An 11,837-nucleotide genomic window follows, 5' to 3' on the forward strand; every position below is an offset into this window, starting at 1 on the left:
GCAGCAGCGAGGGGGGCTGCACCGACCTCATTGTTATGTCTGATTGTAGCACATGAAGAGTACCAGATACACTGGAATTATCTGGCATGTTGCTGTTGCTGCAAAAGCTGTTCGATACGCTCGACCAACCGGCGCAGACTTACCGGCTTGGCCAGATAATCGGTTGCGCCGGCCAATAAGCAACGCTCGCGATCACCCGGCATCGCCAGCGCGGTGACGGCAATAATCGGTGTAGCAGCGTACATCGCTTGCGCGCGTAATTGCCGGATCGCTTCTAACCCGTCCATTTCAGGCATCTGAATATCCATGATGATCAGATCGGGCTGCCATTCGGCGGCGACTGCCAACGCCTCGCGCCCATTCCGCGCGACCTGCAACTCATACCCACACGCCTTCAGGTATTCACTCATCGTTGCGAGGTTGAGTTCGTTGTCTTCAGCCACCAAGAGCTTAGCGCCTAATCCGCGGCGCAGGTGCAGCGTGGTCGTTGGCCGCGGCGAAAAAGTGATTTGGCTCAAGGCACGCCGAACCGCACCCCGATCAACCGGTTGCACCAGCCATGCCGTCGCGCCGGCTGCCAACGCTTGTTGGGCTTCATCCGCTATGACGATGGCAATCACTGGGATCGAACGCAAGTCAGGATCGTGTTGCAAGCCGGCGAGAATCTCCCAACCCGCGCCGCCGGCGATGTGAAGATCAAGCACGATCAGATCGGGACGCACTGTGGCGGCGTGCGCAAGCGCGTCACTGCTTTGCAACGCCAATACCGGCTGGATCTGCTGCTCTTCGAGGTAACGGGCCAATTGATCGGCCATCGTCACCGAATCGACGATCACCAATGCCACCCGCAACGGCGACAATTCGTCATCAATCGCGGTCGCAACCGCATGCGTTGCCGGTTGATACGGCAACGTCACGGTAAAGATGCTACCTTTCCCCGGCTCGCTGGTGACTGAAACGCTGCCACCGTGCAGATCGGCAAGACGCCGTACCAGCGCCAACCCCAAGCCGCTCCCCTCATGTTGCCGGCTGAGGCTGCTATCGAGCTGCACAAACGGCTGGAAGAGGGACTGCATCTGTTCGGGTGCAATGCCAATGCCGGTATCGCTGACCGTAAAGGCAATGGTGCCTTGAGCCGCATCGGTCGTAACCTGCAACTCCACCGAACCGCCGTCGGGCGTGAACTTCACGGCATTGCTCAACAGATTGACCAGTATCTGTTTGATACGGCGGGGGTCGGCTAAAAAGCGCGTCTGCGGATTGTCGATCGATAGCGAAAGCCGGATCTGTTTCTTGTGGGCCTGCTCTTTGACCAGTGTCAGGCTCGCTTCGCACAGATCGCTGACCGCGACCACCTCTTTGCTGATATCCATCCGCCCCGCTTCAATTTTGGCCAAATCGAGCACATCGTTAATCAGGGCTAGCAAATGGCGACCGCTTGCCTCAATCGCCCGCACCGCCGCCTGCTGCCGCTCGTTGAGCGGGCCGCGCAACTCTTCTAACAGGCTCTCGCTGAGGGCAAGAATTGCGTTCAGCGGGGTGCGCAACTCGTGGCTCATATTGGCAAGGAACTCATCTTTGGTGCGCACGGCCCGCGCCAACTCGGCATTGGCCCGGCTCAATTCAGCGGTGCGTTCGGCGACGCGGCGGGCGAGTAGATCACGTTCAGCCTGCAAGGCTAACTCGGCTGTACGCCATGCCGTGATATCACGCACAATCGCGATCGCCTCATCACCAGCGGGGCTAGCCTTGATGCGCGCTTCAAAGAAGCGTTCGCGATCGTCGATCTGCAGTTGATAGGCGACGGTCTGTAATTCGCCGGTCGCAAACGCCATCTCCAGTGCATCGCGCAATTGCCGGCTCAAATCCTCCGGCAACACTGTTTCAAACGGTTGGCCGAGAAAGAGTTCTGGCTGTTGCACAAGCATTGTGTTCGGTGGCGCCGAGAAATCAATGAAGACGCCTTGCCGGCTTAGCCGGAAGACCATATCCGGCAATGTACTGACAATGAGATGATTACGTTGTTCGCTTGCGCGGAGCTGCGCCTCTTGCCGCCCGACCACGATGGCAAAGGCAACATCATCGGCCAGTTCGTTGAGCAAACGCACTTCGTCAAGATCGAAAAAAGCGGGCTGGCCGGCATAGAGGCTTAAGGTCGCATACACCTCGCCATTAACCAGCAACGGAAAACTCGCCGAGGCGCGATACCCTAACCGCAACGCCGCTTCACGCCACAATGCCACCCGTTCATCAGTCGCCAGATTATTGACAATCATCGCTTGGCCGCTGCGCAGCGCCTGCGCCGTCGGGCAGGTCGTATCTTCGCTCAGTAAGATATGAAGGCGTTCGAGGTAATCGCCTGCTTCACCGGCGAATGCCACCGGTTCTAACCGATCACTGCCTGTTTGCCGCTGCCCGATCCACGCCATCCGAAACCCGCCCACCTCAACCGCAATCCGGCAGACCTCTTGAAAAATCCGCTGCGGCTCACGTTCGCGGATGATCATCTGGTTAATGGCGCTGAGCAAGGCATAGGTGCGGGTGAGCCGGCGTTGGCGCGCGTCGTGCCGCTGGCGCTGACCGATAAAGAGAAAGAAGATTACAAGGCTAGCGACAGCGATCAGCGTGCGGCTCACGACATCCCAATTCAACCAACGGTTTGGGTAGGTCGCGCCGGGCCGCAACGCAAATTGCCAGACCCGGCCATAGCGATCCTGCTCGATGACCATCGCGGCCTCACTCACAAATCCCGCCAGATCAAGCTGCTCTGGCGGTTGAGCCGCACCCGATGCGTAAAAAGCGAGCGGCTGCGGCGCGCCATCGGTGACATCGAGCAAGAGCACCTCAAGATCAGGAGGGACAACCGGGCGTAACGCCTGTTCGATCAACTCAGCCGGCATCACCAAGAACATGACCATTCCGGTAATCCGGCGCCGGCGCTCGTCGATATCTTGCGGCGGCAAGCCTGCATTATACACCGGCGCCATAAACAAGACCGCCGGCATATCCACGGTTGCCACATACGGGCGAATCGGCCCGGTCATCACAATCTGCCCGCTATCGCGCGCCTGCGCCAACGCATCGCGCCGTACCGGCTCGACCGCCATATCCATGCCTAACACCGGACGGCGCTCGGCAAACGGTTCGACATACGTCAAGGGAAAATACTCAGGCCGTGGGCCTGCTGGCGGACCGAAGGCACCCGGTTCGCGCACCCGAAAGTCTGGCAAGCCGGTTTCCTGCATCTGGCGCTCAAACCCAACTCGTTCGGCCTGCGTCACTCGCTGCGCCCAACCGACCGACTGTAACGCCGGTAGCTGATTGAGGATAGTGCGCACAAAGACGCTAAACTCATGCTGTTCAACCTGCTGCGAAGCGAGAAAGAACGCGCCAATGCCCTGAATTCCTTGTTCATAGCGCGTTAGCCGATCATCGATCAGACTCATGATTTCGTTGGCATCGGCTTGGAGTTGGTCAGCATACCGCTGCTGGGCATCGCGCCAGATCAGTTGCAAACTAAAGAGCAGCAATGCCAGCAAGAGACTGCTCACCGGCCACAAGAACGGTTCACGCATGGGTCGCTGGCGCCAATAGTAGACACCGACGACAAACCAAGGCGTGACCAGCCAAACACCGGCGAGGAAGTTGAGCCACCATTGCCCGCCAGCCAGCAGCCAATCGCCAGCCAAGCGCACTCCGGCAGCGGTCATTGTCGCTACGCCGATAAACGGCGCCGGCAGGACAGCCAACGCGAGTAACCCGCACACCCGTAAGACACGTGGCAAGGATGCCGGCGGCAGCGACCCGCCAAACCGGTACACGAGGAAACAAGCCAGCCATGCCTGTCCCAGCGCGGTGCTGGCAAAGATTACTGCCGAGAGCAACAATCGCTCAAACGGGAGACCTAGCTGCCAGAAGACGGCGCCGTATCCAACCAAGGCGCCGGCAAAGATGACCGGCAAGACGCGGTTGCCGGCGAGCAGCGCACCGCCTAACGCCACGCCAGCGGCGAGCCAAATCAATGGCAAGCCGCGCGTGGTGACGACCGGCTGCGCGCTGAGCCAGATTAGTACAGCGTAACCAAGACCAAAGCCAAGCAATATGCGCCGGCGTAGGTAGATCATTGCCGTACACTCCGGTAGGTACGCCGACATCAACCAACGCTACCAGAGTGAATCGTAGCACGTTAGAGAAATTTACGCCAACGCTGGCGATACTTCCGCCAAGTGGCGATACGCACCGGCAAAGTATAAGAGCGGTTCCCCTTCAGGTGCGCGACGCAGCGCAAGCACCCGCCCCAGCACAATCAGGTGATCGCCGCCGTCGAGGATGCGATCGCGGGCGCAGACCAATGTGGCAAGGCTATCGCGCAACACTGGTGCGCCGGCCAGTTCAATCATTGGGATATCGAGATCAGGCTGTGGCCGGCCGGCAAAATGGCGTGCAATCGCTTCTTGATCGGCGCGCAAGATATTCACCGCAAACTGAGTCGCTGCGCTGATCACCGGCGCCATACGCGCCTTGCGATCGACACAGACGAGTAACAGCAACGGATCAAGCGAAACCGAAGTGAGCGAGTTAGCGGTCATGCCCCGAATCTGCTGGCCATCACTGGCGGTAATCACCGTCACCCCGGTGGCAAACAAACCCATTGTGGCGCGATAGTCACGTGGATCGACAGTCATTGAACATCTCAACGTATTTCAAAACTTCTTCCTTATAGAAGTATACGCCGAGTACGGTGAAATGAGCAAGGCGTTATGGGGTGCGGCAATTTGACTGCCGCAACATCCCATTTAGCGGGAGAAGGTTTCAAGCTGCCTACACGCCCCTACGCTGGCTGATGAGGGGCGGGCCGCAGGCCGCTGATCCTCACCCCCCGGCCCCTCTCCCGCCTCACGGCGGGAGAGGGGGAGCCGCTGGATAACGTGTACGGCATCGCGGGCGCAGAACGTGGGAACGCCCCGCTCCTGCGCCAGTGAGAGCGGGGCATGGTTGGATTCCGCGCGAAGCGCAGCGTTCCGCGTGCGCACGGTCGAGTTACCCCCACCCCCAACCCCTCCCCCGCTGGGGGAGGAGCGGGCCAGCAGCCCGATCGGGCTTCGTAAACCGAGCCCGGCCTTTCAGGGCCGGGTTCCTGCCATTCCAAAGCTGGCTCGTACCGCTAGAGCGGGAGATTGCTTCGGTCGGGCGGCACCCAGCGCGGCTGGGTGCCACCACTCCCTCGCAATGACAACGGGACGTCGCGCAGACCCAGCAGCTCCCCGCACCCGTGGGAGCGGGTTCTTGCCGCGTTTGACCGCGACCGTGATCGGCAGCAGCTCCCCGCACCCGTGGGAGCGGGAGCGGGGCATGGTTGGATTCCGCGCGAAGCGCAGCATTCCGCATGCGCACGGTCGAGTTGCCCCCACCCCCAACCCCTCCCCCGCTGGGGGAGGGGCGGGCCAGCAGCCCGCGCAGCGGGCTTCGTCAGCCTAGCCCGGTCCTTCAGGGCCGGGCTCCTGCCATCCCAAAGCTGGCTCGTACCACTAGAGCGGGAGATTGCGTCGGTCGGGCGGCTCCCCGCCGCGCTGCGAGCCGCCCCTCCCTCGCAATGACAGCCGGAAAGCGGGCGAGGAGGCCGGGAGATGAGGGCTATGTGCAAACCGTGCAGCACACAACGGGTTTGGCGAGGGATACGAGCGCGCTCGTATCCCCGCCCTCCCCCGCGCCCTCTGCACCCCCTGCGGTAAAAAAACACCCCTCCCCCGTTGGGGTTGAGGGGCCGAGGGTGGGGGCAACATCACAGCTCGGCTCGCAATGACAATCAGGGCGGTGGTGCTCCCCCAAAAACCTTTGCGTCCTTCGCGTTCCTCAGCGCCTTGGCGTTTACCATCGCTGCGGCTTTGCTCGCTTGGCGCCTTGGTCATGATCCCTCACCCCCGGCCCCCCTCCCTATTCCCCACCTAGTTGTTTCTTCGCCTGCTCTGTGCTATGCTGTATAGAACAAATTATTGTCGTAAGATCGGTTTGTATTGAATAGGTGCAACGATGACCATCACCGATCGCATGCTGACCGGCGCTATTGCCAACAATCCCGGCAATTACCATGGCGATGGCGAGTGGCGCTACTCGATTACCCAGCGCACCCTCTATTTCAGCAAAGCGGCCGCCCCCGATCCGCGCGATAAAGAGCCGTTCTTCCCCTTGCCATCGTTAAATCCCGATGGATCAGGGCGGATGGAACGCGCGTTTCGTCAATTTATCCGCCGGCGTTGGCCGCCGAGCCGGTGCGCCGAATTAGAGAAGTTTGCCGAACGCAAAGGTTGGCATTTAGCGATGGAATTGAAGTACGGTGGCGGCGCGCTCGAAGACCACGAAGCCGCCGAATGGCAGTACGTCGTCAACCGCGAATTGCAGCGGCTCGCTGCCGAAGTGCGAGCTCGCATCGCTGAACTCGAGGCGCAAGCTACCCAATCTGACCCGACGCCTGCATCTGGCGGGTAAACGTCCAACCCAACCGGCGGTAGACCAACGTCGCCGTGATGGTATACGCCTCACCGGCGCGCGCCGTTCCAATCAACGGCACCTCAGCCTCGAGCGCCTCGCCATCAACGGTGACACTCCCCGTCGCGCCGCCGGCGCATTGGAGATCAAAGATCACATTGACCGGCCGGCTGCCGGCGCTATAGCCCCAACTCACGGTCGCATACACTGGCCCGATCCCGCTGAGGCTGGTAATCCGCAGATTGCGCAGCCGCGCCGGAATGATCGCGCCGCGCACCGTCATAATGGTCACCACCGACCAAAACGAGAGCCAGAACCCGCGTTGCAAGGCTTTCGTGTTCATACGTGGATCTTCCTCTGCGCCGGATCGCGGTGCTGGCGGTAAAGGATCGCCGTGTGGCCGATAATCGCCACCAACATCGCCCCGGTCGTCGCTACTATTGTCTCGACCAACTCATCTTTCATGTCTTTGTAGTCAAGAAACCGCAGTTTGATCAACTCGTGGGCATCGAGTTCTTGTTCGACCTTCGACAGAATGTTTTCAGTCAGGCCATGCTTGCCAATCATCACCGTAACCGGCAAGGCATGGGCGAGGCGGCGCAGATGCGCGCGTTGGCTAGGTGTCATCGGGGAGCAACCTCCTCTACGGGGACGGATGTAACATCATACCGGCCACGGAGATCATTCCAGCGCACCCGTAGCACATCACGGAGATTGCGCCACGAGTCGCGCAGCGGATTGACTTTGGTTTCCGCGCCGTAGCGCCACGTCACCGGAATTTCGGCGATCGGGTAGCCACGGCGTTGGGCAAGGAAGAGCAATTCGACATCGTACGCCGTCACAGCGGCGCCGCGCACGACCGGCGCATCATCGCCGTAAATCCGCACCCGGCGGAAGAGATCGCGAGCCACCTCACGGCGCAACGCCTTGAAACCGCACTGGGTATCGTTGATCCCCCGCAGGGCCACGAGACGAATGATCCCATTGAAGACCCGGCCCATCACATGCCGGTACCATGGTTCGCCCTCGCGGGTTGCACCGACCCCCTCACGGGAACCGATCGCGATCGGATAGCCAGCCTCAATCGCGGCGCGCAATCGTGGCCATTCCTCAATCGGCACCGCTAAATCAGCATCACACAGCAAGATGATCGATCCACGCGCTGCGAGCGCCCCCGCGCGCACCGCAAAGCCTTTGCCGCGATGATCACAGCGCAACACAGTGACACCGGGGAAGGCAGTGGCAATTTCGGCGGTACGATCGTCGCTGCCATCATCGACGACGATCACTTCGCTGGCGTATGGTTCGGCGGCGAGAAAGGTCATAATCGCGGTGAGGGTCGCCGGCAGGCGCCGCTCTTCGTTGTACGCCGGGATCACAATGGACAGGAATGGTTCGTTGGTCATGATGTGCTCTGCGTAGGTGGCTGGCCGAGCGCCAGTGCAGCAACGACCGGCGCAGTTTCTTCGGGTGATGCGGAACGGCGCGATAGAAAGCGCGGCAACGCGCGCAAACCAGCCAATTGGCCCCGCAACCGCGCCCGCGCGGCTGGTTCGCGAACGTGCAACAAGCTGTGCAGGGCAAAACGCACCTGCGAGATCACTAACGCCGGCCAATAGCGGCGCGCCAGCGGCGGGGGCATATTTTTTACCCATACGAGCGGAAAATTGCGCCCGCAATAATAACTCGCCAAAGCGCCGCCGCCGCTGGCGCTCAGCCGGTGGTAGACGACTGCGGTCGGGACAAAGATGGTACGCAGCCCTTTACGCCGCGCACGCAGGTTGAGATCGACATCCTCGCAGTACATGACCAACTCTTCGTCAAAGACGTTACCGTCTTCGGCTAGCAGTTCGAGCGCGCTGCGCCGGTAGGCGGCTGCGCCGGCGCATGGCCCAAACACCTCGGCGTACGCATCGTATTGGCCGCGATCGACTTCCCACACCCCGCGGTTGCCCGGCTCGCCATTCACACGATAGAAATCGCCTGCCGAATGCAACACCTCGCGCCGGTCGAACAGGCGCAGCTTCGCGGCGGCAAAAGCAAACTGCGGCCAGCGTTCGAGCGCGCCGATCAGCGCCGCTAACCAGTTTGGGTCAGCTTCGGTATCATTGTTGAGCAAAACCACAAAGGGGTGATTGGTCGCCGCGATCGCTGCATTCACTGCCGCCGCAAACCCACGATTCTGCGCCAACGCCAACACCCGCACTTCCGGGTAACGCGCCCGCACCAACGCCACCGAGTCGTCGGTACTGGCGTCATCAACCACTGTCACCACAAAATCACGCCGGGTCTGCGCGCGCAACGAGTCAAGACACACCGGCAGCAATGCGCTGCCATTGTAATTGGGCACAATCACATCGATCATGGCAATAACGCTTGGCGGCGCAGACGGTCAAGATAGGCGTCGAGCGCCTCTTGCCACGGGCGGAACGTAATGCCCAACGCCGCACCGGCCACATTGGCCAGCGGCGTATAGGGCGGTGGCGTGCTATCGCGCTGAAAATCGCGCAAGCGGATGGGGTGCAGCGAGGTATCAATACCAGCACGGCGCAGAATTTCGGCGGCAAACTCGTAGCGCGAGCAGATGCCATCATTGACAAAGTGATAGGTGCCGTAGTAATCGGTGGTAATCAACCGCGCCAACCCCGCCGCCACATCAGGCGCGTACGTCGGGCTGCCGATCTCGTCGGCCACCATCCGCAAGCCGCCAGCCGGCGGGTTGGTCGCTAACCGCAACACCGTGCGGACAAAATTGCGTTCGCCGCCAAACAACCACGCCACCCGCACGATAAAATGGCGCGGCCACAACGCGCGCACGGCTTGCTCACCAGCCAGCTTGCTCTGGCCATACGGATTGATCGGGCCGGTAGGATCATCCTCAAAATATGGCCGCCGGCCATCGCCGGCAAACACCTCATTGGTGCTGATATAGACCAGCGCCGCATTGATCCGGCGACAGCCAAGGGCCACATAGCGCGTGCCCAAGCCATTGACCCGATAGGCCAGCAATGGATCACGCGCGCACCCATCAACGTTGGTATAGGCTGCCGCATGGATCACCACATCCGCACCGGTGGCCGCAATCTGATCGGCAGTGGCCGGATCAGCCAGCTCAAGCTGGCCATGCCCCAACGGCGCCAGATCATGTTGATCGGCGAGCGCGGCTATCACCGCCTGCCCTAATTGCCCCTGCGCTCCGGTGATTGCAATCCGCACGCTCTGGCTCCTTCTCTGCGCGTAACCGGCTTCACAGAGTAGCAGAAGAGCTGATACGCGTCAACTCAACGTTCACCCGTACCGATCACGACGCCACGGGCCTGTTCTTCCGCAAAGGGAATGCGGATTTCGACACAGATGCCGGGCCGATCAGAACGATTATGAATCTGGTAGCTGCCGCCAACCGCCAACACGATCCGCGCCACCTGCGCCAACCCTAAACCCATCCCTTCAACTTGGCCGGTAAAGCTGCGCTCGGCCTGATAGTACGGCTGCCAAATCTTGCGCAGTTGTTCGGGCGGCAGATGAATGCCGTCATCGCAGACCAACAACCGCACCTGATCACGAACCAGATCGGCATCAACGCGCACCATCACCGCCGGATTGCGTTGCGGATGAAACTTCTTCGCATTTTCGCACAATTCCCGCAATACGGTTTCAAGGCTGCGCCGCGAAATCCGCAACCGCCGCGTATCGAGCGCGGGGTCAAGGTTGAGGCTGACAGTTTGCATCCCCAATTCTTGGCTGATCGCAGCGATCATAGCAGGCAGTTCAAACACCGTGCATGTATCAAGGTAGTGCGCATCACCGGGGTTGCGCACATACTGCAAAATATCATCAATTTCGCTTTGCAGCCGGTGCGCGCCGCTAAGGGCAATCGCCGCAATATTCCGCGCAATCGAGCGATCAAGCTGATCCATATTGTCGTGCAAGATATTCAAGCCGCCAATGATACTGACCAACGGTGTACGCAGTTTATGCGAGATCGCGGTATGAAACGTCCACATATCACGTTGGGCAGTGATTTGTTGCGTCACATCACGGATGGTCACGACAATTTGGTCATCCGCCGGATGGACGACTGCCGGCTCAACTTTGAGCCACTGTTCAGAACTGTGCAGCGTTTCAGGATGCACTAAGAAGCGCTGGAGATCAACCGGCTCCGGCCACTGTTCCCATGCCTCGGATGGCGCCAACTGATACCGCTGCGCAGCTAGTTCACGGAAGGGCCTGCTCGGCTGCTCGTCAGCCGCCAAGCCAAGGTATGCCCGGGCACGGGGATTGGCGTAAGTAATCCGGTCCTGCTGGTCAAGAATGAGGTAGGCGTTATCCGATGTCACTACCACCCACTCAAACCGCGCTCGTTCGGCGCTCACGCGCGCTTGCTCTTGCAAGAGCCGGCGATACCGGTTCAAGCGCAATAAAGTATTAATCCGCGCTTGCAATTCACCAAGATCAAACGGTTTGGTAATAAACTCATCCGCGCCAGCCTCGAATCCGCGTATTTTTGCTTCGCGATCATTCAACGCGGTGATCATAACAATCGGAATCTGGGCCAACTTCGGATCATCGCGCAATGATCGGCATACCTCAAACCCGTCCACATCCGGCATCATGACATCAAGCAGGATCAGATCAGGGTGATGTTCTCTGGCCAACGCTAACGCCTGATCGCCGCGCTGCGCAGTCAGCAGACGGAGGTTGAAGGGGGATATCGTTTCGATGAGCAGTGCGCGCATCTGCTCATCGTCGTCAACGATTAAGACAGTATTTTGCTCCATGGTTATATCCTACCACGGAGCTATTACCAGTGGCATGACAAAATTGTGTATTTTCGGTCAAGGTATGGCTTAGATCGGCTCGACCTTGCCCCGCGTTGCGCGCACAATACTGAGCACTTCCTCATCGCTGAGCGGGTTGCCATGCTGTTCCCACCATTGCCGGTACCAACTGAGATTGGCGGTAAACCCGCGAATGACTTCATCACGATTCAATGGCGGCACTTTACGCCGTAACGCATCGCGCACCTCTTGCCGTTCAGTCTCGGTCAATTCGGGCAACGACTCGAGAATACGATCGGCGCGTAATAAAAATAATTCGCGCTCAATCGTCGGAAACTCTCCTTCGATCTGGCGAATATTGCCGAGATAGGCAATCGTGCGTTGCCGCGGCTGCCCCCGTTCGTCACGGTAACTCTCGACAAGGTAGGCGTCGTAGAAATTGGTATTGGCAATTTCAGCGTTTTTGTGCCGCCGCACAACCCAGCGAATATACATAGCGCCGGCTCCTGTGCGAATACTCGTCAAGCTTAGGATTGGACGATGCCGAAAGAGACATGCCTGCACGGATAGGTC

General features: G+C 59.9%; 10 protein-coding genes. 1 reads left to right on the forward strand and 9 read right to left on the reverse strand.

The genetic code is table 11. The annotated features are described in order from the left end of the window. Positions 1-77: 77 nt before the first annotated feature. Positions 78-4,124, reverse strand: coding sequence for a CHASE domain-containing protein (locus A6A03_RS12065; protein WP_066788507.1), 4,047 nt, complete (start codon positions 4,122-4,124; stop codon positions 78-80). A 72-nt stretch (positions 4,125-4,196) separates the two neighbouring features. Further along, positions 4,197-4,685 carry a flavin reductase family protein gene (locus A6A03_RS12070; protein ID WP_066788510.1) on the reverse strand — a complete coding sequence of 163 codons (489 nt, stop codon included), beginning with the start codon at positions 4,683-4,685 and terminating at the stop codon, positions 4,197-4,199. 1,345 nt (positions 4,686-6,030) lie between these two features. Between A6A03_RS12070 and A6A03_RS12075 the strand changes: the two genes are divergently transcribed. After that, positions 6,031-6,486 (forward strand): hypothetical protein, encoded by a 456-nt coding sequence (locus A6A03_RS12075; protein WP_066788513.1) that lies wholly within the window; start codon positions 6,031-6,033, stop codon positions 6,484-6,486. Here the strand turns inward: A6A03_RS12075 and A6A03_RS12080 are convergent. The 7 genes from A6A03_RS12080 to A6A03_RS12110 form a co-directional block, all read right to left on the reverse strand. Continuing rightward, positions 6,449-6,829 (reverse strand): hypothetical protein, encoded by a 381-nt coding sequence (locus A6A03_RS12080; protein WP_066788516.1) that lies wholly within the window; start codon positions 6,827-6,829, stop codon positions 6,449-6,451. The genes A6A03_RS12075 and A6A03_RS12080 overlap by 38 nt on opposite strands. After that, on the reverse strand, positions 6,826-7,113 hold the full coding sequence (locus A6A03_RS12085) for a YhbY family RNA-binding protein (RefSeq protein ID WP_066788517.1): 288 nt from the start codon (positions 7,111-7,113) through the stop codon (positions 6,826-6,828). Before A6A03_RS12085 ends, A6A03_RS12080 begins: the two co-directional genes overlap by 4 nt. Further along, positions 7,110-7,892, reverse strand: a complete 783-nt coding sequence (locus A6A03_RS12090) for a dolichyl-phosphate beta-glucosyltransferase (RefSeq protein WP_066788518.1) — start codon at positions 7,890-7,892, stop codon at positions 7,110-7,112. Before A6A03_RS12090 ends, A6A03_RS12085 begins: the two co-directional genes overlap by 4 nt. Continuing rightward, on the reverse strand, positions 7,889-8,851 hold the full coding sequence (locus tag A6A03_RS12095) for a glycosyltransferase family 2 protein (RefSeq protein WP_066788520.1): 963 nt from the start codon (positions 8,849-8,851) through the stop codon (positions 7,889-7,891). The genes A6A03_RS12090 and A6A03_RS12095 overlap by 4 nt, the downstream gene beginning before the upstream one ends. Continuing rightward, complete coding sequence (gene rfbD, locus A6A03_RS12100; RefSeq protein WP_066788523.1) at positions 8,848-9,702, reverse strand: dTDP-4-dehydrorhamnose reductase; 855 nt, start codon at positions 9,700-9,702, stop codon at positions 8,848-8,850. The genes A6A03_RS12095 and rfbD overlap by 4 nt, the downstream gene beginning before the upstream one ends. A 65-nt stretch (positions 9,703-9,767) precedes the next feature. Continuing rightward, the gene (locus A6A03_RS12105) at positions 9,768-11,264 is read right to left on the reverse strand and encodes a hybrid sensor histidine kinase/response regulator (RefSeq protein ID WP_066788531.1); all 1,497 of its coding nucleotides are present in this window, start codon (positions 11,262-11,264) and stop codon (positions 9,768-9,770) included. Positions 11,265-11,333: 69 nt separating this feature from the next. Beyond that, positions 11,334-11,759 (reverse strand): hypothetical protein, encoded by a 426-nt coding sequence (locus A6A03_RS12110; protein WP_066788534.1) that lies wholly within the window; start codon positions 11,757-11,759, stop codon positions 11,334-11,336. Positions 11,760-11,837: the final 78 nt, after the last annotated feature.

The organism is Chloroflexus islandicus (assembly GCF_001650695.1).
Lineage (GTDB): Bacteria > Chloroflexota > Chloroflexia > Chloroflexales > Chloroflexaceae > Chloroflexus > Chloroflexus islandicus.

Bases quoted from the DNA above. Each gene is read 5' to 3' on its own strand.
- A6A03_RS12085 (WP_066788517.1), bottom strand. From the start codon at position 7,113: ATGACACCTAGCCAACGCGCGCATCTGCGCCGCCTCGCCCATGCCTTG.
- A6A03_RS12095 (WP_066788520.1), bottom strand. From the start codon at position 8,851: ATGATCGATGTGATTGTGCCCAATTACAATGGCAGCGCATTGCTGCCG.
- A6A03_RS12110 (WP_066788534.1), bottom strand. From the start codon at position 11,759: ATGTATATTCGCTGGGTTGTGCGGCGGCACAAAAACGCTGAAATTGCC.
- A6A03_RS12075 (WP_066788513.1), top strand. From the start codon at position 6,031: ATGACCATCACCGATCGCATGCTGACCGGCGCTATTGCCAACAATCCC.
- A6A03_RS12090 (WP_066788518.1), bottom strand. From the start codon at position 7,892: ATGACCAACGAACCATTCCTGTCCATTGTGATCCCGGCGTACAACGAA.
- A6A03_RS12070 (WP_066788510.1), bottom strand. From the start codon at position 4,685: ATGACTGTCGATCCACGTGACTATCGCGCCACAATGGGTTTGTTTGCC.
- A6A03_RS12065 (WP_066788507.1), bottom strand. From the start codon at position 4,124: ATGATCTACCTACGCCGGCGCATATTGCTTGGCTTTGGTCTTGGTTAC.
- A6A03_RS12080 (WP_066788516.1), bottom strand. From the start codon at position 6,829: ATGAACACGAAAGCCTTGCAACGCGGGTTCTGGCTCTCGTTTTGGTCG.
- A6A03_RS12105 (WP_066788531.1), bottom strand. From the start codon at position 11,264: ATGGAGCAAAATACTGTCTTAATCGTTGACGACGATGAGCAGATGCGC.